26 protein-coding genes and 5 pseudogenes are annotated in these 24,719 nt (G+C 69.0%); 15 read left to right on the forward strand and 16 right to left on the reverse strand.

The window, feature by feature from the left end; translation table 11 throughout:
• Positions 1-150 precede the first annotated feature (150 nt).
• On the forward strand, positions 151-999 hold the full coding sequence (locus OG247_RS34195) for a terpene synthase family protein (RefSeq protein WP_327255828.1): 849 nt from the start codon (positions 151-153) through the stop codon (positions 997-999).
• Positions 1,000-1,097: 98 nt separating this feature from the next.
• On the opposite strand, the gene OG247_RS34200 is transcribed toward OG247_RS34195, so the two are convergent.
• From OG247_RS34200 to OG247_RS34225, 6 genes are all read right to left on the reverse strand, one after another.
• Positions 1,098-2,009, reverse strand: coding sequence for a hypothetical protein (locus OG247_RS34200; protein WP_327255829.1), 912 nt, complete (start codon positions 2,007-2,009; stop codon positions 1,098-1,100).
• 416 nt (positions 2,010-2,425) lie between these two features.
• Positions 2,426-3,265: a methyltransferase domain-containing protein gene (locus OG247_RS34205; RefSeq protein WP_327255830.1), complete on the reverse strand. Its 840-nt coding sequence runs from the start codon at positions 3,263-3,265 to the stop codon at positions 2,426-2,428.
• Positions 3,266-3,426: 161 nt separating this feature from the next.
• On the reverse strand, positions 3,427-4,755 hold the full coding sequence (locus OG247_RS34210; protein WP_327255831.1) for an FAD-dependent oxidoreductase: 1,329 nt from the start codon (positions 4,753-4,755) through the stop codon (positions 3,427-3,429).
• A gap of 360 nt (positions 4,756-5,115) precedes the next feature.
• Positions 5,116-5,733, reverse strand: a complete 618-nt coding sequence (locus OG247_RS34215; protein WP_327255832.1) for an HtaA domain-containing protein — start codon at positions 5,731-5,733, stop codon at positions 5,116-5,118.
• Between the two features lie 50 nt (positions 5,734-5,783).
• On the reverse strand, positions 5,784-6,773 hold the full coding sequence (locus OG247_RS34220; protein WP_327255833.1) for an SDR family oxidoreductase: 990 nt from the start codon (positions 6,771-6,773) through the stop codon (positions 5,784-5,786).
• 53 nt (positions 6,774-6,826) lie between these two features.
• The gene (locus OG247_RS34225; RefSeq protein WP_327255834.1) at positions 6,827-8,050 is read right to left on the reverse strand and encodes a wax ester/triacylglycerol synthase domain-containing protein; all 1,224 of its coding nucleotides are present in this window, start codon (positions 8,048-8,050) and stop codon (positions 6,827-6,829) included.
• Positions 8,051-8,413: 363 nt separating this feature from the next.
• Here OG247_RS34225 and OG247_RS34230 point away from each other — a divergent pair, with 363 nt between their 5' ends.
• Positions 8,414-10,162 carry a fatty acyl-AMP ligase gene (locus tag OG247_RS34230; protein WP_327255835.1) on the forward strand — a complete coding sequence of 583 codons (1,749 nt, stop codon included), beginning with the start codon at positions 8,414-8,416 and terminating at the stop codon, positions 10,160-10,162.
• Entirely contained in the window at positions 10,159-10,443 is a 285-nt protein-coding gene (locus tag OG247_RS34235) for an acyl carrier protein (RefSeq protein ID WP_327255836.1), read from the forward strand. The genes OG247_RS34230 and OG247_RS34235 overlap by 4 nt, the downstream gene beginning before the upstream one ends.
• On the opposite strand, the gene OG247_RS34240 is transcribed toward OG247_RS34235, so the two are convergent.
• A complete protein-coding gene (locus OG247_RS34240; RefSeq protein WP_327255837.1) occupies positions 10,415-11,662 on the reverse strand; it encodes a cytochrome P450 in 1,248 nt (415 codons plus the stop codon). The genes OG247_RS34235 and OG247_RS34240 overlap by 29 nt on opposite strands.
• Complete coding sequence (locus OG247_RS34245; RefSeq protein ID WP_327255838.1) at positions 11,663-11,890, reverse strand: phosphopantetheine-binding protein; 228 nt, start codon at positions 11,888-11,890, stop codon at positions 11,663-11,665.
• A gap of 320 nt (positions 11,891-12,210) precedes the next feature.
• Here OG247_RS34245 and OG247_RS34250 point away from each other — a divergent pair, with 320 nt between their 5' ends.
• A complete protein-coding gene (locus OG247_RS34250) occupies positions 12,211-13,434 on the forward strand; it encodes a beta-ketoacyl-[acyl-carrier-protein] synthase family protein (RefSeq protein WP_327255839.1) in 1,224 nt (407 codons plus the stop codon).
• 18 nt (positions 13,435-13,452) lie between these two features.
• Here OG247_RS34250 and OG247_RS34255 read toward each other — a convergent pair whose 3' ends face one another.
• From OG247_RS34255 to OG247_RS34265, 3 genes and pseudogenes are all read right to left on the reverse strand, one after another.
• Entirely contained in the window at positions 13,453-14,433 is a 981-nt protein-coding gene (locus OG247_RS34255) for an LnmK family bifunctional acyltransferase/decarboxylase (RefSeq protein ID WP_327255840.1), read from the reverse strand.
• Between the two features lie 574 nt (positions 14,434-15,007).
• Positions 15,008-15,190: pseudogene (locus OG247_RS34260) on the reverse strand (CorA family divalent cation transporter); the annotation flags it as partial.
• Positions 15,191-16,061: 871 nt separating this feature from the next.
• Positions 16,062-16,252: pseudogene (locus OG247_RS34265) on the reverse strand (transposase family protein); the annotation flags it as partial.
• Positions 16,253-16,294: 42 nt separating this feature from the next.
• Between OG247_RS34265 and OG247_RS34270 the strand changes: the two are divergent.
• Positions 16,295-16,666 (forward strand): annotated as a pseudogene (locus tag OG247_RS34270) (helix-turn-helix domain-containing protein); the annotation flags it as partial.
• 33 nt (positions 16,667-16,699) lie between these two features.
• Here OG247_RS34270 and OG247_RS34275 read toward each other — a convergent pair.
• Positions 16,700-17,935 (reverse strand): IS110 family transposase, encoded by a 1,236-nt coding sequence (locus OG247_RS34275; RefSeq protein WP_327250255.1) that lies wholly within the window; start codon positions 17,933-17,935, stop codon positions 16,700-16,702.
• 384 nt (positions 17,936-18,319) lie between these two features.
• Here OG247_RS34275 and OG247_RS34280 point away from each other — a divergent pair.
• The 3 genes and pseudogenes from OG247_RS34280 to OG247_RS34290 form a co-directional block, all read left to right on the forward strand.
• Positions 18,320-18,715 (forward strand): annotated as a pseudogene (locus OG247_RS34280) (transposase); the annotation flags it as partial.
• 94 nt (positions 18,716-18,809) lie between these two features.
• Positions 18,810-19,211 carry an NUDIX hydrolase gene (locus tag OG247_RS34285; protein WP_327255841.1) on the forward strand — a complete coding sequence of 134 codons (402 nt, stop codon included), beginning with the start codon at positions 18,810-18,812 and terminating at the stop codon, positions 19,209-19,211.
• A gap of 132 nt (positions 19,212-19,343) precedes the next feature.
• Positions 19,344-19,602, forward strand: a pseudogene (locus OG247_RS34290) (flavoprotein); the annotation flags it as partial.
• A gap of 73 nt (positions 19,603-19,675) precedes the next feature.
• Here OG247_RS34290 and OG247_RS34295 read toward each other — a convergent pair.
• Complete coding sequence (locus OG247_RS34295) at positions 19,676-20,221, reverse strand: ABATE domain-containing protein (protein WP_327255842.1); 546 nt, start codon at positions 20,219-20,221, stop codon at positions 19,676-19,678.
• Between the two features lie 105 nt (positions 20,222-20,326).
• Here OG247_RS34295 and OG247_RS34300 point away from each other — a divergent pair, with 105 nt between their 5' ends.
• From OG247_RS34300 to OG247_RS34320, 5 genes are all read left to right on the forward strand, one after another.
• Complete coding sequence (locus tag OG247_RS34300; protein ID WP_327255843.1) at positions 20,327-20,626, forward strand: hypothetical protein; 300 nt, start codon at positions 20,327-20,329, stop codon at positions 20,624-20,626.
• A 28-nt stretch (positions 20,627-20,654) separates the two neighbouring features.
• Positions 20,655-21,740, forward strand: a complete 1,086-nt coding sequence (locus OG247_RS34305; RefSeq protein ID WP_327255844.1) for a DNA alkylation repair protein — start codon at positions 20,655-20,657, stop codon at positions 21,738-21,740.
• A 72-nt stretch (positions 21,741-21,812) separates the two neighbouring features.
• Entirely contained in the window at positions 21,813-22,199 is a 387-nt protein-coding gene (locus OG247_RS34310; RefSeq protein ID WP_327255845.1) for a hypothetical protein, read from the forward strand.
• 136 nt (positions 22,200-22,335) lie between these two features.
• On the forward strand, positions 22,336-22,710 hold the full coding sequence (locus OG247_RS34315) for a hypothetical protein (protein WP_327255846.1): 375 nt from the start codon (positions 22,336-22,338) through the stop codon (positions 22,708-22,710).
• A 75-nt stretch (positions 22,711-22,785) separates the two neighbouring features.
• Complete coding sequence (locus OG247_RS34320) at positions 22,786-23,115, forward strand: TfoX/Sxy family protein (protein WP_327255847.1); 330 nt, start codon at positions 22,786-22,788, stop codon at positions 23,113-23,115.
• A gap of 9 nt (positions 23,116-23,124) precedes the next feature.
• On the opposite strand, the gene OG247_RS34325 is transcribed toward OG247_RS34320, so the two are convergent.
• Both OG247_RS34325 and OG247_RS34330 read right to left on the reverse strand, forming a co-directional pair.
• Positions 23,125-23,568, reverse strand: a complete 444-nt coding sequence (locus tag OG247_RS34325) for an SRPBCC family protein (RefSeq protein WP_327255848.1) — start codon at positions 23,566-23,568, stop codon at positions 23,125-23,127.
• 9 nt (positions 23,569-23,577) lie between these two features.
• Positions 23,578-23,769 carry an SRPBCC domain-containing protein gene (locus tag OG247_RS34330; protein ID WP_327255849.1) on the reverse strand — a complete coding sequence of 64 codons (192 nt, stop codon included), beginning with the start codon at positions 23,767-23,769 and terminating at the stop codon, positions 23,578-23,580.
• Between the two features lie 4 nt (positions 23,770-23,773).
• Between OG247_RS34330 and OG247_RS34335 the strand changes: the two genes are divergently transcribed.
• Both OG247_RS34335 and OG247_RS34340 read left to right on the forward strand, forming a co-directional pair.
• Positions 23,774-23,932: a hypothetical protein gene (locus OG247_RS34335; RefSeq protein ID WP_327255850.1), complete on the forward strand. Its 159-nt coding sequence runs from the start codon at positions 23,774-23,776 to the stop codon at positions 23,930-23,932.
• Positions 23,929-24,405, forward strand: a complete 477-nt coding sequence (locus OG247_RS34340) for an SRPBCC family protein (protein WP_327255851.1) — start codon at positions 23,929-23,931, stop codon at positions 24,403-24,405. The genes OG247_RS34335 and OG247_RS34340 overlap by 4 nt, the downstream gene beginning before the upstream one ends.
• Before the next feature lie 56 nt (positions 24,406-24,461).
• On the opposite strand, the gene OG247_RS34345 is transcribed toward OG247_RS34340, so the two are convergent.
• On the reverse strand, positions 24,462-24,605 hold the full coding sequence (locus OG247_RS34345) for a hypothetical protein (protein WP_327255852.1): 144 nt from the start codon (positions 24,603-24,605) through the stop codon (positions 24,462-24,464).
• Positions 24,606-24,719: the final 114 nt, after the last annotated feature.

Raw genomic sequence — 24,719 nt, forward strand, 5'->3', positions numbered from 1 at the left:
GCCGTTACCGTCGCGGGCGGGCTCTGACAAGATCGAATTATGGGTGACGGTAGATCAGGCCCTGGGAGCCTTGACTTCGGGCAGGTGCTGGAGTGGGCTCGGGCACATGGCCTGGTGGCGGATGAGCCGGGGGAGCGTCGGCTGGCCGCGATGCGCCTGGACGTGCTGGCCGGTGGCGCTCTGCCGCATGGGGCCGAGGCGGATGTGCTGCTCACGGTGCAGTGGGCGGTGTTCATCTGCTGGGTGGACGACTTTATCGATCGCAGTGGACTGGCTCATTCCCCACCGTCGTTGGAGGCATTCGCAACGCCACTGCGGCAGGTACTCCAGCCCGGTGCCGCCCCGTCTGCCAGGGTGATGTCGCCTCATGTGTCGGTGCTGGCTGGGCTGTGGGAGCGGACCGCGTTGGGGATGCCGGACCGGTGGAGGGAGCGCTTCGCCCGGGAGTACACGGACTTCCTTGATGCCACGGAGCAGGAGGTCGCCCTGCGACAGGTGGGGGCCGCCGCCTTGTCGGTGGCGGGTTATGTGCGGCTGCGCCGTCGCACGATCACCCTTGTGCCCATGCTGACTGTCCTGGAGCGCACCGGCCACGCGCTTATGGTGGAGGATCCACGGGTGGATCTGCGGGTGCGGGATCTTCGGTGGGCGCTGGCCGACATCGCGGGGTGGGCCAACGATCTGGCCTCGGGCGCGGACGATGAGCTGGCGGGCCAGGACAACCTCGTGGCGGTCATCGCCCGGGAGAGCTGCTGTTCCGCGGCCGTGGCGCGTGTCCGGGCCCGGGCCATGATCGACCAGCGTCGACGGGACTTCGCCTCGTTGGCACAAGCCCTGCGGACCACGCCTCTGCCGGCGGACCGGGGGAAAGAGCTGAGACGTTACGTGGCTCTGGTGGAGCAGTTCATGTCCGCGACGCTGCACTGGCTGTCCACCACCGGCCGGTTCGCCTCGGGGACGAACACATCCGTCGTTGCCCAGACACCGACCCGGCCTTGACGCTCGGGCCCGCACCCCTTACGGAATGCGGCCGGTGCCGCCGGGCGCGACGGACACCTCGCTGGAAGCGGATGCAGGAGGGGAATCCCATAGCAGCATCAGCGGTCCCCGTTCCATTGGGCCTGGCGTGGTCTGGTGACGGTGGCGCTCTCCGGCGTGGTGAGTGCTCGGAGACAGAAGAGGGTGGTGAGGTAGGAGGAGCCGAAGAACACGGGGAAGCGGCCCATGCGGTAGTAGGGACAGGCGGCCCAGGATCCGTCCGGCCGCTGTGCCCGTGCGAGGAGCCGTCGCCGCTGGTCCTGTCCGGTGGTGAGGGCGAGGTTGCCGGCGGTCAGCATCCGCAACGCCAGGTCCAACGGCATTCCGGGCCCCGATTCAGGGGCGGCCTGCGTGTCGGCGTACTCCTCGCGCTCCTGCCAGGCCCGCCGCAGGTGGCCGGTCAGTGCGTGAGTGCTGGAGGGGAAGCGTGCGCACAGGCGTGATGCGGCGTAGAGGAAGGCGTCGGGGGAGGGGTAGTAGCGGGTGCCGTCGAGGTAGCGGCGGGAGGTGAGGTGGTCGGTGAGGTAGCGCATCGAGGCGCTGATGACCGTTTGTGCGCCGGTGAGGGTCTGGGGGTCGGCCAGATGGATGGCGTACAGGGCGTTGGCGCAGGCGACCGCGTCGTGTTTGCGGCCGCGGTTGAGCGTGCGGGGTTCGCGTCCGTCCTCCCAATAGACCATGGGGACGCCGGGATGGAGAGCATCGTCGGCCCGGCTGTCCCTGCGGGGGAGCGAGCACTCGGCCGCAGAGCGCAGGAGGTCGTGCACGCTCACTTTCAGGTCCGCAGACGAGAGCCGGCCGTGCTCGTGGAGGGCGCTGAGGGCAAGGCCGGTGCAGTCGGTGTCCGCGGGGAAGCTGTTGGCATCAGTGAAGAAGCGGTACCTGGACTCCCATCGGGCTGCCTCGACCTGGCGGACCAGTGCGGACGCGGGCCGGCCCCACGACGGAGGGAACAACGTCAAGGTGAGCATGGCTGAGAAGGCTTCGGCGCCCAGGTCGAAGCCGGGGTCCTGTCCGAAGCGATCGCGAAGTACCCTGCGCGCCGCGGCCGTTGGCAGGATCTCCCCAAAACCGGGGTCCAATGCGAGCAGCGCTGAGGGTGCTTCCTCCTGTTCCATGGACCGTTGCAGGTAAGCCGATGCCCGCTGAACGGCACGCCGGACAAGCCCCGGCTCGGCAGCCGACGGAAATCTCTTGTACTCGGGTATCGACACCGTCACTGTCCCCGCCTCCCCGGCGCCGGACCGAGCCGGGCCGTCCCCACGCCCCACCGTCAGCAGGGCTCTGTGCCGGGCCTGGGCGGATCTGTCACCCGGGACCGGAACCAACACGTCGAACCGGGCCCACGGGCGCCCTCCGGTGCCGCCGCTGCCGCCGGGGTCGACCCCTACGCGGGCCGGCGGGCTTCGACGATTACGTAGCCGAGCTTTTCGGTGTAGATGGACATCCCGACCGGCAGCAGTCGGTCCATCTGGGCCGCGAAATCGGCACCGTAGACCCCGGCAAGACGCTCCTTGTCAGCCGCGTACCGCTCCTCGATCCACCGCATGTTCTGCCGCGTCTGGGCGGTGACGTCCAGAACCTGCACCACCTCGAGCCCGGCCTGGGCCACCACCTCGCCGTAGCGGTCCGGGTGCAGCAGGGAGGAGAACGCGAACCCCTGCGCGAGGAGATCCCACTCCTGGTCCGTGACGGGCTGCACTTCGACGAAGTCACTGAGTACCAGGCGCCCGCCCGGCTTGACGACGCGCCCCATCTCGCGCAGCACCTGAAGTCGGTCGGGTACGTGGAAGAGCATCTCCACCGCCCAGGCCGCGTCAAAGGTCCCCGCCTCGTACGGCAGGTCCATGGCATCGGCCACGGCGAACGCCAGTCTCGATGACAGGCCCGCGTTCTGAACCTTCGCGATGGCGGCCTCCACCTGCGAGGGGCTGACGCTCACGCCCAGGGCCGTGGCCTTCGTACGCTCGGCGAGTTGTATCGCGGGATGCCCCGTACCGCACCCCACATCGAGCAGGTAGTTGTCTTCCTCCAGCTGTAGTAGGTCCAGCAGACGGTCGGTCAGGCGGCTCTGCGCCTGCGCCATCGACAACGCATCGTCCCGGTCGAAGAGTCCGAAGTGGATGTTCTCCCCGAACAGCGTCGCGAAGAACGCCCCCATCTGGTCATAGAACTGGCCGATCGAGACGCTCGACGAATACGGCGTGGGCCTGCGCTTGTCCTGCACGGCAACTCCCTGTGGTCTTCGCAGTAACTGGTTGAGTGACAACAGCCGGCAGGCGCTCGGCCTGCCACTTTCCGTGACCATTCGGTGGCCGCAAGGCCTGGTGCCCGTCCGTCACGGGCGGTGCGCGGGCCTCGTCCGGTAGCAGCCCACGGATCCGGCGCTCACCGGCGGCGATAGATACGCAGCAGGGAGCGGGGCGACACCAGCCGGGTGATCGGCGCGACCATCCCGATGGTGCGAAACAGATCCCCGGCCAGCTCACCGTCGCGTTCGGCGGCAGCCAGCGTCCTGGTCAGATGCCGACGGATTACCGACATCCCGAACGGCCGCTTACCGTCGACCTCCGGCAGTAGGAAGTCGGCCAGGAGCGCGAACCACCAGGGCTGGCTGACCACCCGGGAGGCCGCCCGGAAGTAGGCGCGGGGCAGCGCCTGCGACCGCGACCGCGTCGCCACAAGACACTCACCCAAGGTGATCGCCTGCATGGCCGCCGACGTCATACCCGCCCCGTAGACAGGATTGAAACTGCACAGCGAGTCCCCGAGCGCGACGAGCCCTCCCGGCAGGCGGCGCAGCTTGTCGAAGCGGCGCCGCGTACTGTGCGGAACCTTGAACAACTCCACCCCGCCCAGCAACTGCGCACCCTCAAGCGCCTGCCGGACATCCGCGGGCGCAAGGTCCCGCGCGAACTCCATGAACCCCGCCTCATCCGAAGGCGGAACGTTCCCGGGCCCGTAGCCGTGCACCGAGAGCATCCACTCCCCGCGCTCCTGCTCAATCAGAACCAGCCCCCGCGCCCGCCCCGCCACCGCCGTCACGATCACCGTCCGGTCCCCCGAAGGCGCACCACCTGCCAAACGCACCCGCCCACTTGCATACGTCAGACCGCTGCGCACCCGCTCCTCGCCGGGCCGGGCAAATCCCAGCTCCTCAAGCCATGCACTGCTACGCCCGCTGCGACCCAGGCAGTCCACCACCAAGTCGCCGCTGAGTGTCTCGCTCACCCCCGTGTTCAGGGAAACGATCCGTGCCCCGGTCACCCGCGACCCCTCAGCGGTGATCCCGGTCAGCTCCCACCGCTCACGTACTTCCACGTTCGCCAGCTCCCCCACGCGGCGGCGCATCTGCGCCTCGATGAAGGGTCGGGAAGCGAGAGTGACGTGCAGGCCGATGGGGACCTGTTTGATCGGATGTCCCTGGAAGACGTACCGGACTTCGCTCAGCATCTCCGCGTCACAGGCCCCGAGCGCGAGGAGCTCCGGGGCAAGACCCGGGAAGAGCTGCTGGAGGATCTCATGGCCGCGAGCCAGGAAGGCGTGGGGGTGATGGCTCTGTGGCACCCCGCGCCGCGCGCCTTCGCCAGTCAAGTCGTCGCGCTCGATCACCACGACACGATCAAAGTGGTCGGCCAGCACGCGAGCCGCGACCAACCCGGCGAAGCCCGCACCCAGCACGATGGCCTGCTGTCTGCCTGGGCGCACATCCGCCACGGGAGCACTCCTCCACCTGAGTCGAAGGCGAGGAGTCGACAACGCCGTTATCCGCGCACCACGACGTTGGCTGTCTGCCTTAAGGACACGTGTGCTGCTTCCGGCTAGCCGGCATGCTTCACGTGGTGATCGTCTACGGAGGGCAACGGGCAGCGACAGTGCATTTACGGTCAGCTGTCGTCAGAGGTGGCCAAGAGTAGGAGTCACGAGTTCTCCCTGAGCACGGTCGAAGGCCAAGCGGGGGTCCCGATGGGCGGTGCCTCCAAGCCGAGACCACCGAACCCCGGCGGGCACCTCGGGGTGAGGAGCCCGCCCACGGATACGCTGCTGCGCCGTGCTCCGAGTCAATCTCTTCTGCGCTCAGGGCTTCGGTAGACCCTCGAACGGGCTGGTGATCTTGGCCTGTCCGTCGAAGGCGAGCAGTGGGGCGTCCGCCGGCAGCGGTGCCACACCGAAGGTGTCGGCGAAGGCCGTTGCGCCCTCGCTCGTGAGGGTCAGGGGAATGTCCTTGGTGTCCACGGTGGCGGGGGTGAAGGAAACCTTGCTGAGGGAGACGGGGAACAGGAAGACCGTGGTGTTCTTGCCTGGCGCTCCGTTCTGGGCGATGTCCGCGCTGGTGTGGCCTTTGCCCAGGCGGATGTGAATGACCAGGTGCGTCATGTCGAGGTGTGACCCTCCGCGGGCGAAGCGCATACCGCCCTGGAGTGGGAGCTCTCCCCCGGTGAGGTCGGGGGAGAGGGTGCCCGAGCCGGGGAAGGTGACACAGTTCCCGCTGCCGGTGGCCGCTCCCGTGGCCGAGATCGTCACGTGCTGGGCGTCCAGGGCGCGGGCCGCTTCCTGAGTCAGGCAGACGGTGCCGCTTCCCTGCAAGGGGAGTTCCGCCTTGACGGCCCCCGCTTGGACGGCGGTGGCGGCCAGGGTGGCCCCGATGGCGAGGGCGAGCACCGCCACGCGCTTCTTCGAACCGAGAATCTTCATGCCCCCGGTAACGACGGCCGCTCCGCGGGGAAGCGGCCCGCGCCTCGTGATCACCCGCGCGGGAAGGCGTCCGCGCATAGCCGGACGTTGTGTTCAAGGGCCTCCAGTACCGCGTCGCGGTTCAGCTGGGCCGGGAGGAGACGTACGAGGTCGCAGGGTAGGGGTGCCCGCTCGGGCGGTTGGAATCCGAGCTGGGCCAGGCGGGCCAGCCCGTGGCTTCGTGTGCGCGCCACGGCAGGCGGCGACAGGAGAGGCTCCTTGGGTGGTCGGCCCGCGGCCGTGAGGACTTTGGTGCAGGCGTCGGCCACGTCGGCTGCCGTGAGGCGGGCCGGCCCGGCGGTGACCCAGTGAACTCCGGACGTGAGGGCGGCGTCACCGCGGAGTTGGACCTCGGTCAGCGCGGTGAGGTAGGCGACGAGGGTTTCCATGGGGACGATGTCGCACCAGTGGTCGGGTTGGACGGGCAGTCCTCCCGTGCGCCCGCGCAGCAGGATGTCGAAGAGCGTGTGGGGGAACTGCCGGACGGGCGGCGCGACCGCGGTGCGCTCGGCGAAGATGAGAGCGGTGCGCACCATGGCGACGGGCAGGCCGCTGTCGATCGCGAGTTCCTCGGCACGCCGCTTGGACCGGCCGTAGGCACGCAGGTTGCGGGCGGCCAGATCGTCTTCGGTGACGTCCATGACGGCCGAGGCCGAGGAGAGCAGGACCACAGGGACGTCGGCGTCTTGGGCGAGCTGGAGGATTCGGCGGGTCCCTTCGACGTTGATGTCGGCGAAGGCTCGCAGGTCAGGTGCCGAGAAGTCGGTGAGAGCGCCGCAGTGGACGATGCTGTCGATGCGCCCGGCCAGTTCGCTCCACTCGGACTCGCTCAGCCCGAGTCCGTCCATAGTGAGGTCGCCCTCTACGCACGCGACCCCCTCGGGCCGACGACGGTGCACGAGGGCGAGGACCTCGTAGCGGGCGGCGAGAGAGGGCAGCAGAGCGGACCCGATCACGCCGGTGGAGCCGGTGAGCAGGACGGTGGGGCGCGAGCGATTCACAGGTGCCTCATAGCGAAAGGGGCTGGTCGATGGTGTTCGGGCGGCTGGCCAGGTCATGCGGGCGTGGCGTGGGCGAGAGCAGTCAGTTCGCGTACCCACAGGCGCGGTAGGTCACGTACGTGCTCGTGCCCCTTCTCGGCGGTGAACGAGACCGTGGCGCGGGTGCCGTGGAGGAACAGCACGCTGGAGAACAGGTAGCCGCTGACGAGCGGGGGCAGCGCGACGCCACCGGTCACGGGGGAGCCGTCCAGGGCCAGAGGGCCTGGGATCTGCAGCATGGTGACGGTCGCGAGAGCGTCCTGCGGACTGAGGAACGTGGCGATGTGCGGGAGGAGCATCGCGTCGGGCAGCGCGTCCAGGAGCCGGCGGTTGCGGTCCCTGGGCCACAGCCGCGTCTGCTCGACGATGGCAGCCAGCCGCTTTGCGGCGGAAGGCTCCTCCACGGGCAGCAGCAGCCGCGCGTACCCGAACCGGTTGCCGCGATCCGCCCGCTCACCGCGCAGACGGACATTGAACGGGACCCGCACAGGCACGGGCAGGCCGCGGTCGGGAGCGGGCAGCCAGGCACGCAGGGCTCCGGTCAGCGCGGTGAGGTAGACGTCGTTGAGGGAAGCGCCCGAAGCCCGGGAGACGGCACGCACGGCCTCAGCGCTCACCTCGGCAGTGGCCAGCAGCCGCCCATCGACCGGATCGGGGGCGGCCGCCCAGTGTCCGCCGACTCCACGGTCCCGTTCGGGGGAAGCCGGGACGGGGGTGCGGGCGTCGAAGAGGCGCCGGACGGTATGGGCGGCCGCGGCGCCGTCCTGCGCGGCGTGGTGCACCCGGTAGGCCAGCCAGTACTCGTCAGGGCGTTCGCCGTCCATCAGCCACAGCCCCCAACGGGGCTGGTCCTCCCACACGGGCTGGTTGGTGATCACTTCCAGAAGCGGACGCCGATCACCCTGCGCTTCGAGCCGGTACACGTGGCGTGCGGCCTGGAAGCCGCCGTCCGGATGCCAGCACTCCTCGCGGTCGGGACCGCGCAGACATTCGGCAAGCGCGGGCAGCCAGGGCAGGCGCGTCGTGACGAGGTCGGCGAGACGCTCGGGAGTCGGCTGGGCTCCGCGTAGGCGCAGCGCCACTCCGATCACGACGCCGTCATCCGGGCGCCGTCGCGCCCACTCCAGCATTCCCCGGTCCTGGATGCTGGTGAACTCCCTAATGTTGTCGACTGGTTCCGTGCGTCGTTCCGACACTTGGACACCGCTGTTTTCCCCCAGGCCGATCTGCTGTGTCATTTCCGTTCCACTCCTGCCTGGCATTTGCGAGCCTCCGGTCGATCGGCGCCGGCGCGTGCCGCGGCCAAGTCGGGCGCGGAACAGGCGGTGTCCTCATCGCGGCCAACGATCGCCAGTCCGGTTAGGACACTGATCACGGCACGGGAGCGCGGCCGCGTACACCGTCGACGCGACACGGAGAGGTTCCCTTTACCGGTAACACCAGTGGTGCGTCGAGCCATCCGACTCGATCAGGGGAATGAATCACCCGGATGCCACAGACAGCGTCCTGCCTGTGGCGACGCGCCGTCGTCGTGAGATGAGCTGTACCGCCCAGTCGTTCCTGGCCGGGCAGTGACAGTCGATGACGGCCGGACGTGTGGAATGCCTGACCCAGAGATTCGTGAGTGGCAGAGCCTGCCCGACATCTTCCAACGGCACGCAGTGAGCCGTTCGGACCACCCGGCACTCAGCTTCGTCAACTACAGCCATGACCCGGACGGGGAATGGCAGACGCTGACCTTCGCCGAAGTGGACCTGCGTGTCCGAGCGCTGGCCGCCGCCCTGGAAGCATCCTTCCCACGCGGCTCGAGAGTGGCGGTGCTCTGCCCCCAGAGCACCGCGTACAGCCTCGCCTTGCTGTCCTGCATGTACGCGCGGATGATCGCGGTGCCGTTGTTCCCGCCCGAGGACCCACGGCGCAGGAGCCAGCTGGAGGGCATGCTCGCCGACGCCCAGCCGGCCTGTCTGCTCACCACACGGCCCCAGACGGCCGCCTGCCAGGAACTCGCCGAGGGGCGGGTGCCGGTGTGGGTGGTCGAGGAGAACGACCCGTCCCGCGCACCTCAATGGTCCGGGCTCACGCCCGCGCCACAGGATCCCGCCTACCTCCAGTACACCTCCGGTTCCACCGGCAGCCCTCGCGGGGCCGTCATCTCCCACGCGAACCTGATGACCAGTACCCGCCAGGTCATCGAGGGCTGCGGTCTGAGCTCCGGTACCCCCATCGCGAGCTGGCTGCCCCTCTTCCACGACATGGGCCTGTCCATCGGTGTCCTCGCACCCGCGGTCGCCGGCACGCACCTGGCCCTGATGTCCCCGCTGGCATTCATCCAACGCCCCCTGCGCTGGCTGAGGCTGCTCGACGCACACCGCGCCCACTTCAGCGGCGGACCCAACTTCGCCTACGACCTGTGCGTACGGAAGGCCCCCGCCCCCACCGGCCTGGACCTCGGCAGCGTCCGTGTCCTAACCAACGGAGCCGAGCCGGTTCGCGTCGACACTCTGCGCCGCTTCACCGACACCTACGCCGCCTCCGGTCTGGCGCCGGACACGGTCAAACCCAGCTACGGCCTGGCCGAGGCCACCGTACTGGTCGCTTGCAACAGGGTCGGCCAGAGGTGGACCGAGCTCACCCTCGACAGCCACCAGCTCACCGCGGGCCGCGTCCGTATCCTGCCCGCCGACGAGGCGGCGACGGACTGGCCGACGGCGGTCGTGGTGGGCTGCGGACGGCCCGTCGGCCAGGAGGTACGCATCGCGGACCCCGAGACCGGCGTCGAACAGACCGGCGGCTATACCGGCGAACTGTGGGTCCGGGGCCCCAATGTGGCAGCCGGCTACTGGCGCCAGTCCCAGCCGACCGCCCACTTCTTCGGCCGCACCCTCAAGACCGCCGAGGGCAGCGAACCGGGCTGGCTGCGCACCGGCGACGTCGGCTTCCTCCACGACGGCGAAGTCTTCGTCCTCGGACGGACCAAGGACGTCATCATCATCCACGGCGCCAACCACGCGGCGGCCGACATCGAGGACACCGTCCGTCGCGCCATCCCCGAAGCCGTACCCGCCGGGGTCGCGGCCTTCTCCGTTCCCGGCGACGACGGCGACCAGCTGATCGTGATGGTCGAGCTCACCGCCGGCCCCAACACCGCCCAGGACATCGCCCTGCGCCGTCGCGTCCAGCGAGCGGTTGCCGAACACCACGGCGTCCGGCCCCGTACCGTGATCGCCGCCAAGCGCGGCAGCCTGCCGCGCACGACCAGCGGAAAGCTCCGCCGCGGTGACTGCCGAGCCCGCTACCTCGCAGACCAGCCGACCCTGCCCACCCCGACCGACACCCAGGAGAGCCTGTGACCGCCCCGACGGCCGCGACCTGCCCGGAGATCGCCGACTGGCTCACCGGCCACCTGGCCGCGCTCCTGGAAGTTGCCACTGCGGACATCGATCCCGCCGTGCCGCTGGACGCACTGGGCGTCACGTCGATGGAAGAGGTGCTGATCACAGCGGAACTCGAACGCCGCTACGGCGTGGCGATTCCTGTCGCCGACCTGCGCCGCCATCCCACGGTCGAGTCGCTCTCCGCGTACATCACAGGCCTGACCGAGGTCACTTCGGAGCAACCCCCAACTCCCTGACAGAGGCCTGCCCCCGCCCGACCCGGCGTTGTCGCACCGCGGCCGCGCCGACGAGCAGACTCCGCAGCCGAGGGAAGACCACCCCCTCGACGGTCGACGGAGCGGCGGCCAGGCTCAAGTCCGGGACGCGGCGGGCGAGGTGCGGCAGGAGCGTCCGGAGACAGAGCCGGGTCAGGGAAGCTCCCGGGCAGTAGTGGGCGCCGGCGCCGAACGCCAGAGCGGTGCCCGCCGGCGGCCCGCCGCAGTTCGCGGGCTGCAGAAGGGTGTGCACGATGCGGCCGGCCTCCACGGATACGTCACCCAGGCGCATTCCCGCGGTGGCGACCCTGGTCAGAACCGCGATGGGCGGCCGTTGCCGGGCGAGTTCCTCGGCGGTGGTCACCGCAGCCGCAGGATCCTCGCGCAGCCGGCCGGCCAGCGAGGCATCGGTCAGCAGGGTGTGCGCCGCGGACGTGATGAGGGCCGTCAGGTCCTTCGCGCCCAGGAACATCAGGGCCGCGTGGGTCACAGCCTCAGCCGGATCGAGTCCGCCGCCGTCCGGCGCGGGCGCCAGCCACTGCGACAGGGCGTCCTCACCCGGCGTGTGGGAGCGGTGCAGCAGGTGCGGCAGAAGGTAGTCGCGCAAGCCGGCATACGCGCGATCGGCATCCGCCAGCTGCGCGGGTGTGGGGCCAAGTTCGCACGCGACGGACCAGCGGCGGGCGAGGCGGATCAGGTGCGGGGCATCATGGGCGGGCAGGCCCATCCAGGCGCACAGCATCTCGCCGGGAAGCCTCTCCGACAGTACGGAGACGAGGTCTGCCTCCCCCTCGCGGGCCACGACGCCCGCCAGGTCGTCCAGGCATCCCTCGACGGCCGCCGTCACGGCCGGGCGCATCGCCGTGACCTGCCCCGGCGACAGTCCGGCCGTGAGGCTGCCGCGCAACGGGGCATGGCGGGGCGGGTTCGTCGTCAGCAACGAGGAGTGGAAGGCGACCAGGGACGGATTGGCGCGCCAACCCGGCGTGAGACGATCGCGCCACGACGCGTCCAGTACCTCGCACCGTCGGTCCAGAAGCACCCGACGGCACAGCGTGTAGTCGCTGACCACGACGGCCTTCCACGGCATCACGTGCACCGGCCCCAGCTGCGCCAGACGCGCGTACACCGCGGCCTGGTCCTCGCACGTTCGCAGCGCCAGAACCAGCCGCGCCGCCTCGACGGCATCCGCCGACCCCATCTACGAGGCCTGCGCCGCGCCCGCGAGTGCGAACTGCTCCACGGCCTCGCCCAGCGTCATGTCCAAGCTCAGGTTCTCAGCCATCACACCGCTCTCGTTGAACACGCTTACCGCCACCTCCGTCATGGACAGCGAATCCATTTCCAGCGCACGGAAGGTGCTCTGCGGTGTCACCTGGGACGTGTCGATGCCCATCTGGAACATCAGAGCCACGAGCCTGTCGTACATGGGTTCTCCACCTTCACCGCTGTTGTCGAGGGACAGCCCTGTAACTACGGGACAGCCACGGCGGTCACGCCCCGCCACGGCCGAAGGCGCCGGCCGTGTAACCAAGTGGCCCGACGGCTCGTTCATACCGGCGGCACTCGCTGCGGCCTCCCTGCTTCCCGGGGTGCCCCGATCACCGCCCGCGGCTCCCGCCCGCCACGGGCGAACCCCCGTGAGGAACCCGTGGACCCTTCAGCCCGCACCGGACAGGCGCGGCACCTCCAGAACGAGCCGCCGACCGCCAGGCTCCGTGCCAAGGACGCAGCGCGGCGGGACGTACGGTGAGCCGCCCCGACATCGCCGTCACGGGCATCGGCATGCTCACCCCCGCCGGAACCGACACGGAGACCACGTGGAAGGGCGTCCGCGCTGGCAAGCCCACCGCGGCCACCGCGCCCCACCTCACAGGCCTGCCCGTCGACTTCTGCTGCTCCCTCCCCTTTGTGGACATTCCGGCAGCACTGGGGCGCCGGACCGCCCACCGGCTCAACCGGGCCACCCAACTCGCCCTCATGGCGGCCAAGGAGGCGCTCCAGGACGCAGGGCTCGATCACACCACCTGGGACGGAACCCGCGTGGGCGTCGTCATCGGCGGCGCACTGAGCGGCACCGACATCTGGGAGACCCAATACCTGCTGATGCGCGAAGCGGGACCCAGGCACGTATCCCCCCTGGTGATCCCCATGATCGCGCCGAGTACCGCAGCCGGCGAGGTCGCGATCGCCTTCCAGGCCCAGGGCCCCAGCCTGGTGGCAGCCACAGCCTGCGCCTCCGGCGCCACCGCCATCGCACTGGCCCGCGACCTCCTAGCCTCCGGCCAGTGCGACATCGTCATCGCAGGCGGCACCGAATCCTGCAACACCCCGTTGATCGCCACGGGCCTCGCCCAACTCGGCACACTCTCCAAGCGGTGCGACGACCCCGCCGCCGCGTCCCGCCCCTTCGACCAGGCCCGCGACGGCTTCGTCATGGCCGAGGCAGCCGCCGTACTCATCCTGGAGCGCGCCACCGACGCCGCAGCCCGGGGCCACCGGCCCCGAGCCCTGCTCGCCGGATTCGGGTCCACCACCGACGCCCACCACCCCATCGCCTGTCACCCCGAAGGCCGCGGAGCCGAACAGGCTCTGCGCAACGCGCTCGCCGACGCAGGCCTCACCCCGTACGACGTGGGCCACGTCAACACCCACGGAACCTCGACGCTCCTCAACGACGCCGTCGAAGCCCGAGCAATCAGGGCCGTCCTGCCACATGGCCCGCTCGTCAACTCCACCAAAGGCGTCCTCGGCCATGCCATGGCCGCCGCGGGAGCCGTGGAGGCCTGCCTGACGATTCTCAGCCTGCAACACGGCGTGGTCCCCGCTACCGCCAACCTCGACGACCCCGACCCGGCCTTCGACCTCAACTTCGTCACCAAGACGCCGGCACATCAGCGCGTGAGCACGGCGCTGAGCAACTCCTTCGGCTTCGGCGGCCATAACGTGGTTCTGGCCTTCCGCGCGCCGTGACACAGCCGGCAAGCCCGATCAGCTGCTGGGAACCTGACAGCGAGAACTCACCACGGCGATGGTGCGGTCCGTAGAGACATCCCGGACGAGGACGTCGCTCTTCTCCTGCTTCGGGTCGAGGGGATCACGCGACGTACGCAGTCGCAGGCTGAGCGTCGCGTCGATGTCGGCGTTGCCCAGATAACAGATCCGGAAATCGCCGATACGACGGTCGAGGAAAGCACGGCCGGACCGGCCCAGCGCACGCCACTGGCGAAGCTGAAGCCGTTCGGCGACCGAGAAGAACGACGCGAAGTAGAGCAGGCCGACGCCGTTGACGTCGTCGACCAAGTCCACGGGATGGTCGACCACAAGATCAGGGCAGACTCGCACCCAGCTCTCCCGCCCGGGATCCGGCAGCACATGCGCATACCGTGCCGAGGCGCACGAAGCACGAGGCGAGTAAGAGGGCGGAAGTTTCGGGAGGGAAGCCTGCGTGAACCCCACGGGCGGCGCATAGACCAGACTGGTGTTGCCGCCGCCGACCCTCCGCGAGAGCCAGACATTGAGGTTCTCCACGTAAAGGCAGTCGGGCCGAGGATTCGCGAAAGCCTCGGTCGCATCGAACGGAACGGCTTCTGCGTCGACGGCAGTTGCGACGCGCCGGATCCGGTGAACGGTCACCACGGACAACGGGCCGGCATCGAAAACCTGGGACTGGACCTCGATCCTGTCCCCGAACGTCAGCTGCCGGGGCTGCAAGTCGCGCGAGACGATCCGGGAGTAGTAGAACGCCAGGTACGCGGGTGCCCCTCCGACTTCCCGGGCATTGAACACGTCGAGCCCGCAGACGGCACTCACGGTCTCCCAGGTCCAGTCCCCGGCAGTCGCAGCCAACGTTTTGAGGGACCCGCACATCCCCGGCGTGACAGTCACCAGCCGCCGAACCGAGGCAGGCCCTGTCAGCTCGAGAGGTGCGAGGACAAGCGGCGAAACGGACCATGCAGACAGGTCGGTCACGGGAAACTCCTCTGCACCCTTACGGCCACGCCCCCCCCGGACCGGACCGTCGGCGGGTCGACCAAGGGCGGGTGTCAATCGAAGGCGGACGGCCCACCGCGGTGGCTGATCCCACCGAGCGAACCCAGGCCACGCTCCCCAGAACGACCACCGTGACAAACGGTTACGCCCACGCGCGACCGCCATGCAGGGTGCCCGGTGACCGAGAGGTGTGGGGGCGCCGCTGCGGTCGCCGCGGTGCCGTGTCCACCCGAAGGCCGGTAGACGGCGAGTGCATGGAGGTCACTGTCTGTGATGCACCGGAGGGTCGGCGGTCTCTGCAGGGAGTGCTGCACAGGAAGCCGGGCGGGCTCGTTGCGGCAGGCATAAGGTGCCGACTGCCGTTCGATTCTCCCCAGATTCCCCCCAGAGCCTGTCGACGCCACAAAAGACCTGGTCAGGGGCCCGTGTGAGGCAAGGTGAGGAGATCACCCGCATCTATTCCCCCCAGAATCCCCCCACGGCTGCTTCTGGGTCGATCTGTGAGTGATGCGAAAGCGAAGTGCGAAGGATGACTGAGCGTCACGCGAAGGGCTTAGAGCCAGTCCCGTCGCTTGAAAATCACGTACAAGCTGGCGCAAATCACCCCCATAAGGCAGATCGCAAGGGGGTATCCGAAGGCCCAGTCCAACTCAGGCATGGACTCAAAGTTCATGCCGTAGATGGTTCCGACGAGTGTGGGTGCAAACAAAATGGCAGCCCATGAGGAAACCTTCTTGAAGTCGTCACCCTCACCCCGCTGACCTGCGGAAATCGCCTACGCATGCGGTCTGACCTGCAGCGATCGACCTTTCCGAAGCTTTCACCCTGCTGCCTGCATATGCAGCCGATTCCCCCCAGCCGCCCCCCAGCGAGGCCTCATTCCCCCCAGATTCCCCCCAGCGGAGGCAGCTTGTGGCGGCGGATTGCCGCTGGCTGGGACCGTGATCCCGGCGGTAGGGATGGCTACGCGACGCAAGAAGAGGGAACGGTACGACCTGGCGATCGCGGACGTCCCTGCGCGAGTCTAAGGGCTGTCCCATAATTGACCGTTGAGATGGCCGGGACAAGGTGGGCTGATCGCCGGTGGGTCGGGCTATGGGGCCTGGAGAAAGTTGTGGAGGCGGGCGATGCCGAGCATGGCGTGGTGGACGTCGTCGCCTTGAACCGGCCAGAGCGCAGCGTCCACTCCCTCCCCGTCCGTGACGATCCGTCAAGCCGGTGCGGCTCTTCTCTATAGCAACCCGCCGCAGGCCTTGACGGACGAGATCTGGCGTCGTGCCATGAGAGGACACACCGCGACGGGGGATGACACGATGGCGGCAGAGGGACACGACGGACCCAGTGGCGAGCCCGAGAGCCACAATGAGGTCCCACAGAGCAGCGCTCCAAAACTTTCAGTTGGCAAGGACTTCGCCCATGTAGCTTGGATCGTCCTGGCTCTCATCGTCCTCGGGATCATCTTGACCGTGGCAGCCGGCGATTGCTCTCCTAACTGCGCCAGCAACACGCCCTCGCGGCGCTGATCACCGAGCTGCCCCGCGAACCTGGCCGCCGCCGCGCTGGTCGCCACCACCGATTCGCTGCTGCGGCGCCATCGCAGGGGCGTTGCGGTCGGCAGCCGACTTCGACACTCCGGACAGCAGCGCCAACTGCCGCAGCGGAGGTTGGCCCGCCAGTATGCGGCGACCAGCAGGACCCGGTCCTCCAGCGGCAGACCTCAGGGCCGACCCTTGCGGACCGAACCTGCACCTTCCCACCGCAGCGTGGTGGACAACTTGATGAACTGCCTCGGACACAACCCGGTGAACGGGGCTCCTGGTCGCGGGTGGGAGCTCTTGCTGTGGCTGGTGTGATCACGGCGTCAGAGCCGTCCTGGATAGCCCCGTTCACCGGGCTGAGCCCGCGTGACTTCCGCAAGCTGATGACGTTGCTGCGCCGGGAGGGTGCTGACGCGGTGCGCCCGGGCCGGCCCTGGAGCCTCCCGCTGGAGGACCGAGTGCTGCTCGTCGCCGCCTACTGGCGCACGAACCTGACCCTGCGCCAGATCGCCCCCTTGTTCGGGGTATCCAAATCGGCGGCCGACCGCATCATCGACCACATCGGCCCGCTGCTCGCGCTCAAGCCCCGGCGACGCTTCGCCAAGGGCACCATTCTGATCGTCGACGGCACCCTCGTCCCCACCCGCGACCACGCCATCGCGGAGAAGTCCAAGACATCTCATGTCGTCGGTAGGTCAAGTAGGTGCTCAGGCGGCGAGCTCCAGGGGTGCCGCGAAAGCACGATCGGGGTCGAATAGCGTGCGGCGTTGCAGGCAGTGATAGAGGCAGCCGAGCAGTTTGTTGAACAAGTTCCTGAGAGCTGCAGTATGGCGCTCTCCACCAGCGCGCCGCCGGTCGTAGTGGGCGCGTGGAGCCTGCGTGCGAAGGGCTGCGAAGGCCCACATGTGCCCGGCTGAGGCCAGGCGCTGGTTCTTGACGGTCCGTGCGACCACTACGTGGCTTCGCCCGGAGGCCCGGGTGATAGGGGCCGCTCCCGCGTACGCCTTCATGGCGCGGGCATCCGCAAAGCGTTCGCGGTCATCTCCGAGCTCGGCGAGAACTCGCGCTCCGGAAAGCACAGACAGCCCAGGGAAGCTGGTGATGATCTCGGCATCTGGGTGCGCGAGGAATGCCTCCTCCGTCGCCGCCGCGAGCTGAGCGACGCTGTTGCATGAGGCATCGAGCTGGCGGATGAGCGCTACTGCCTGGTGCCCCAGGGCCTGCTCGACCTGCGGCAGCTGCCTCAGGTAGTCCGCGCGGAAGATTGCCCGAAGCCGCTCGACCTCAGCCTCGATTCCGCAGCGCGGACGCTCGCCCCGCTTGAGCAACGCACGCAGCTGGCTGCGGGAGAGTACGGCAGCGTCGGCCGGCGTCGGTGCAGCGGTGAGAATCACGCGGGCACGTGGCGAGTCGAGTCCCGGTTTGCCGGGGCCATGGAAGGCTATGAGAGCGGCTGGATAGTACTCGCGCAGGTGCGACCGGAGCCGGTTCATCATCTGCTGCCGGTCCCAGATGGCGTCCTGGTGAGCGCGGGCCAGGACAGCGACGGCCTGCCCGGCCTCGCTGTCGTCGGGTAGGGGGCGGTGGGCGTGCCGGTCGGTTCGAAGGACATTTGCTAGAACACGGGCGTCCGCTGCATCGGACTTGGCTCGGGAGACGCTGGCGCGATCGCGGTAGCGGGCCGCGGCCAGGGGGTTGATTGCGTAGACCTGTCGGCCCGTTGCCCGCAGGCCGGCGACTAGGAGGCCGCGTGGCGTCTCGATCGCAACGGGGATCGGATGCTCTGCGGAGTCGCCATGCCTGGTCAAGAGTTCGATCAGTGCGTGGAAGCCGGCACTGTCGTCGCTGATCCGTAGCTTGGCGACCTGGGATCCGTCCTGGTCGACCAGGGCTATGTCGTGGTGTCCCTCCGCCCAGTCAATTCCACAGAAGATCTCGCTCAACACTGTGCCTCCGTCTCAACCTGCAGGTCGATCCCATGCGGAGCACGCGGCGCTCTAATAGAAGTGCTCTGGGCACGCCATCTCATGAGCCGTTCGTGTCTCCAGCGACCGGCAGGGACCTCGGTCTGTTGGAGAGCTCATCGGCTCGCGAACTGTTGAGAGGTCGGCCCCTGCCGGCGGGCTGAGAACATGAAAGCTGGTGATATTCGAGCCTCTGCCGGGCGGGACCGGTCTTTGACGAGAGGTCAAGGCCACGGAACTACCGAAGGTCTCCGCCCGGCAGGGCGCGGGCGAGGCAGGGCCGGCCTGACCGGAGGGATCCGGGCCTCGACCTCGCCTGGTGGCCCTTGCACTCACGCGCCTGGGTCACCGATGACCTATTAGAACTACCGGTACTCCACCAATCATCAGGTCGTCATCGACGCCCACACCTGCCTGGTCGTGACGGTCGGCAAGCCCCTCCCCGGGAACCGCAACGACTGCAAGGCCTGGGCTGAGTCCGGCGCCAAGGCCGCCGTCGGCAGGACTACCACCATCGCCGACGGCGGCTATCCGGGCACCGGCCTCGTCATCCCGCACCGCCGCCCCCAAGGCGGCAAACTCAGCGACTGGCAGGCCGAACACAACCATGACCACAAGCTGGTCCGCGCCCGCGTCGAGCACGTCTTCGCCCGCATGAAGAACTGGAAGATCCTGCGCGACTGCCGCCTCAAAGGCGATGGCGTCCACCACGCCATGCTCGGCATCGCCCACCTCCACAACCTCGTCCAGGCCGCGTAGCAGCACCCGCCAACGGCCAGCCGGCCCTGTCCCGATCCACCCAAAGATCAATTACGGGACAACCCTTAGGTGGAATGAGGAGGCAGTGGTCTCTGTGGCCGACGAGTCTGAGCGACCCGTTGCCGCCGCTGTTGTGGTGCACAAGGGGCGGCTGCTGTTGGTGCGGCGTCGCATCGCGGAGGGGCAACTGTCCTGGCAGTTCCCCGCTGGCAAGGTGGAGCCGGAGGAGTCACGCGAGGCTGCTGCTGTCCGGGAGGCGCAGGAAGAGACCGGTCTGCAGGTGATTGCGCGTGAGTTGCTCGGCGAGCGGGTCCACCCCGCCACCGGCCGGCTGGTGTCCTACACGGCCTGCGATGTACTCAGTGGTACGGCGCACGTCGCGGCAGAGCGGGAAGTCGCCGAGATCGCGTGGGTTACACGCGGCCAGATTTCGGCGTATGTGCCGCACGGACTCTTCGGACCGGTGGAGGCGTACTTGGACGGTGTACTCGGCTGATCGGCCCATCTGCGAGCCGCAGATGGGCCGGGAGCCGACGGTCCGGGACCTGGCCCACGAGATGGCTGTCTGAGGCCGTTGTCGTATCGAGCCAGAGCTCGACCGCTTGAGCCGCCGACCGGGCGTACCTGTGTGACTGAGCCGCAACGCAAGCCTGTCCTGTACGTCGTCGTCTGCGCTGCGGGGATCGCCGGCGATGTCGGCAAACTCATCACTGCCGCACAAGAGCGGGGCTGGGAAGTCGGGGTCATCGCCACCCCGCAGGCCATCGACTTCCTCGACTGCCAGGCGATCGAGGAACAGATTGGTTATCCGATCCGTCTGGCGCTCACCCGGCGACGCGCGGTCGTACGCGAGGGCCGACGCCATCGCCGTCGCGCCAGCCAGCTTCGAAGGCTTCCTGGGTGGAGTCGAAGCGGCTGCCCCAGGGCTCTGATGCGTGCGGGGACTCCCGCGGTGGCGAGTCAGGCTGGAGCCTGCGGCTTTCGTCTGGCCGAGCGCGCCCTGTTCCCGCAGCCGAGCGAACACCATGCCTGGTCGCGGCGCCGGGCGAGGAAGAACATGCCGCAGCTGGGCGCGTGGCAGCGCCGCAGTCTTTCCTGTTCCGGCCCGGCTGCGAGGAGGAGTGCCTGCCGGGCGGCGGCCGCCTGGGCGGGGCCGCCTGTCTCGCGCTGATCGAGCCGCCCGTCGGCGGTGACGAGGAAGGTCACGGGGGCGGCGGAGGCGAGTGCGTTCAGTTCGGTCCGCACGCTCTCCGGCAGGGCGCGTTGCCCGGCAGAGGCGTCCAGCGCGGCTCTTATCAGGTCACGCAGCACCGTGAGGTCTTCCAGAGGCAGGAGAGCCAGTCGGCGTTCCGTCGCCCGGGCCCGCCAGCTCGCGGTGAGGTCGGCGTCCGCGAAGAGGTCGATGTCGGCGTGCGTGGGCCCTGCGCCGCAGATGACCGTGTTGGCGAGGTCCAGGACCGGGTCCTCGCCGATCCACGGCATCTCGCGAAGGTTCCGGATCGTCATGCCCCCAACTTACCGGACTACCGGATTCAATACGTCAAAACCGTGATAGCTTCAACTCACGGATTTAAACATCTGAATCCGTGAGTCCGATGGAGGGGTATCGCCATGAGCGTGACCATCGAATACGTCCGGTTTGAAACGGCCGATGCCGCGGAACTGACAGCGCACCGCGAACAGCTCGTCGCCCTGTTGAGGGAGCGGTACGGAGACAGCTTCCTGGGGGCCCATCTGGCCCGGTTCGAGGACGGCACGATGCTGGACTTCATCGTGTGGTCTTCCGCGGAGGTCGCCGCACGCGCCGCGAAGGAGATGCCGGGCGACCCCGCCGCGCAGGGGTTCTTCAGCAGGATCGGTACGGTCCACGAGATGCGGCACGCTCAGGTGCTGCACAGCACCCGGCCGTAGTCACCCGAACGAAGCGGAGGGGATTGCCGTGCCGACGGCGGACGAACTACTCAGCGCGGACATCGTCAGGGATCTGGCCGACTGCCTCGACGCGGCGAACGGCGGGACATCCGCCGGGCAGCTCCGCCGGTGCGGCGCCCTCCTCGCGGGCCTGACGTTCAGCGGGCGCGTCACCGCCGTCAAGGAGGCGCTGCTCGCAGACCTTCCCGACGACTACCCGGCCTTCGCGGAGGTCGTCCGGGACGCGATGAAGGACCCCGGTTTCACCGGGTGGATGATCTTCCCCGTCACCGAGGCCGTGGCCGAGCGAGGACTGAGCGTCTTCGAACCCGCCCTCGGCCTCCTTGCCGAACTCACCCCGCGTCTGACCGCGGAGACCGCGATCCGCCCCTTCCTCCGCACGGACCTGCACCGCGCACTGCGGACGATCGGGCAATGGACGAGTCACGCCGACCCGCACGTACGCCGGCTCGCCAGTGAGGGAACGCGGCCCCGGCTGCCTTGGGCGCCTCAGCTTCGCGCCCTGATCGCCGACCCCGCGCCGGCGCTGCCGGTGCTCGACGCGCTCTACCGCGACGAGTCCGAGTACGTCCGGCGGTCGGTGGCCAACCACCTCAACGACATCAGCCGTGACCACCCGTCAGTCGCCGTCGCCACGGCAGCACGCTGGCTCGACGACCCGGCTCCCACGACTACCGGCCTGGTCCGGCACGGCCTGCGCACCCTCGTCAAGGCCGGCGACCCGGACGCCCTCGCCCTCCTCGGCCACGACCCGGCCGTCCCGGTCTCCGTGGAGGGACCGCATGTGCGTACCCCCGCCATTCGGATCGGGGACCACCTGGAGTTCGACTGTGCGGTCACCAACACCGGCGACCGGACCGCGCATGTGGTCATCGACTACGTGATCCACCACATGAAGGCCAACGGAACCCGCACCCCCAAGGTCTTCAAACTCGCCACCCGGGCACTGGCCCCCGGCGAGCGATGGAACGGCACCCGCCGGCACTCCTTCAAAGCCATCACCACCCGCCGCTACCACCCGGGCCTCCACCACGTACAGATCCAGGTCAACGGGCGGCCCCACGGCGAAGCCCCGTTCACACTGGACCGATAGCGGAGTGATCCCGGGCATGAGCCGTCTCGTTGACGCGAGAAGAGTTCGTAGGCATTCAGTCGGAGTTCCCTGATGTGCAGCCCGACCGGTCGCCGATCTCGCCAGGGCCTCCTCGAACGTGGCCCCGGGTCCCAGACCCTCATCGACTGGCGCGTCGACGTACTGCTGGTACACATCGTCCGGCAGTGGCTCACCTCCCACGACGACGCGGGGGCCTCCTGGCTGCGTGGCCTGCGCGATCCCGAGGTGGCCGCGACGATCACTCTCATGCACGAGCAGCCGGCCTCGACGACCAGGTCGGTGGCGGGCAGGACGTTCTCGTACGTGGCCTTGGCGCCCTGGAGTACAGGCTCGGGCAACGTTCCCTTCCAGCCCAGGGACACCGCTTGCTCGCCGCTGCCCAGGGTGATCAGGTCTCCGCCAGCAGCGCCTGTGCGGCCGGCGAGCCTGAGCCCGTGAGGGTGGGCCTTGGACCGCACCGAACCGTCGGCGTCCTTCACGAGCGTCACATCGACGGGGACCCACTGGCCGCCCTCACGGAAGCGGACCGGCCCCGCGAACGACTCCACGGCCATGGTGCCGTCGGGGTTCGCCCATGAAGTGGTGCTCTCCGCCCCTCTCCCTGCTCCTGCTCGTCGAAGCCGGCCTCGTCGCCGCCGCGGCCGCCCCCGTGGCGGCGGTCGCGGACTTACCCCGGGACGTCGTACGCACCACCCAGCAGCGGGAGGAGTCCGCTGCCCGGCTCACCGCGCAGGCCCAGGGCCGGACCTATCTGCAGGTCGGCAGCGATCCGCTCGCGTTCAACGGGGGCGAGCGACGCAGCTGGGAACTGCCCGCCCCAGCCACCTACGTCATCACCCCCGACCGCAAGATCGTGCTCGGCCAGGTCGACGGCGATTACCGGCGTCGTACCGAGCCCGCCGACATCATTCAGGCTCTCCGGCAGTCGGTGAGAACCGCCGAGGTGTGAGCCGCGTAGCCGCTGGGTTTCGAGGTCGGTTCTTCCGGCGAGCGCACGACGGCCCACCGCGGGAGAGTGGATCCCATGGCGTACGACGAAGGACTGGCCGAGCGGATCCGGGAACAGCTCGGCGAGCGGACCGGCCTCACCGAGAAGCGCATGTTCGGCGGCCTCTCCTTCCTGCTCGACGGCAACATGACCGTGGGCGTGGTCGGCGACGAGCTCATCGCCCGCGTGGGCTCGGACCACACCGCGCAGGCCGTCGCCCGCCCGGAAGCCCGCCCCATGGACTTCACCGGCCGACCGATGCGCGGCTGGGTCACGGTCAGCGGCCCCACCCTCGCCGAGGATGCGGTCCTGGAGCATTGGATCAAGACGGCGCTGGCCTTCGCGGGCACCCTGCCGCCTGAGTGACGTCCGTACTCACCGCTCCAGCAGCGCCTTGAGCTCGGCCAGGTCCTTGTGCTGTGCGCGGCGCATGGCCGCCGCCATCACGGTCGCACCCAGTGCGGCGAATCCGCGGGGCTCGCCCCGGTTGCGAAGCGTCATGCGGGTGTGGTCCGAACCCTCGCCGTACGGCTCCCAGGTGTAGGTGGTCTCCATGGGGAAGGGGCCTTCGGCCGTACGCATCACCAGCCGGCGCCCGGGCTCGTACGCGGTGATCTCGTACGTGTAGGCGAGCCGTCGGCCGAGGAAGCGGGCGACGAAGGCGACCCGGGAGCCGACCGCCACCGGCGGAGGGGTCAGCCAGGTGGCGGAGGAGATGTTGGCGTACCACTGCGGTGCATGTGTGGGGTCGGCGGCGTAGGCGGCGACCCGGTCGCACGGGGCGGCGATCACGGCCTCGGTCAGTGCATCGACCTTCATCGGGGGTTCTCAGACGGTGAAGAAGGGGTTCGGCTTGCCGGTCTCGGCGTAGTCCTTCAGGCGGGTCATCAGCAGGCCCCAGGTCTCGCTGATCATCGGGATCTCGGCCTCGCCCTCGGGGAAGCCGGAGTGGGCGAAGGCCACCCGGGTCCCGGCGGGGGTCTCGGTCAGGTCCCAGCTGATGGTGGTGCTGCGGGACACCGGCTTGGTTACCCTCCGGAAGGACGGTACGAAGCGCTTCTACCGGGCGGACCGGGAGGCGCTGGGCCCGCTCGCCGACTATCTCCAGAGCATGTGGAGCGCGAAGCTCGACACGCTGGCCCGGCTTGCCGAAGAGGCCGAACGGAGCGAGAACCCCTCATGACAACCCCCGTCACACCCGCGACCCCCACGGACACCGTCATCGTCGAGCGGCACATCGCGGCCCGCCCGGAAACCGTCTTCGGCTTCTTCACCGATCGTGAGAAGTGGCTGTCCTGGATGGGCGCCGACGGCACGTTCTCCTTCGAGCCCGGCGGCGCTTACCGCACCCGGGTCACCGGAGAGAACGTCGCCTCCGGCCGCTTCCTCACCGTTGACCCGCCCAAGAGGCTTGTGTTCACCTGGGGCTGGGAGGAGGGCGGCATGCCAGTGCCGACCGGCTCCACCACCGTGGAGATCACCCTCGAACCCTCCGCCGAAGGCACCCTGCTCCGCCTGGTCCAGAGCGGCCTGCCGTCCCCCGAGGCCTGTGCGGCCCACGCGGAGGGCTGGCAGCACTACGTCGACCGCCTCGCGCTCCGCGCCGAAGGCGGCGACCCCGGCCCGGACATCTGGATGCAGCAGCCCGCGGGCTGACCGCCCGGCGGGCCTGCGGTTCCTCCCGCCCGAGTAGGTGTCCCTTTCGGAACAGGTCAGCCGGTTCGCTCCTCCTTGCGGGCGAGCTCGCCGACCTCGACCCCGAGCAGCGCCGTGCCCTCGTCCACCACAAAGGCGGGCGCGGCGACTTCGTCTACTACGGCGCCCGCACTCCCGGCAGCCATGCTGACGCGCGTCACGGGATCCTTGGACGTGGGCTGGGGCAAGCGGTATTGCCTTTGATCACCGGCCGTCGTGGCTGTGCTTCCGTCAGGCTGCACGCCGAAACGGTTACCTCGACGCCTTCGGTCCCG

The organism is Streptomyces sp. NBC_01244, assembly GCF_035987325.1.
Taxonomy (GTDB): Bacteria; Actinomycetota; Actinomycetes; order Streptomycetales; family Streptomycetaceae; genus Streptomyces.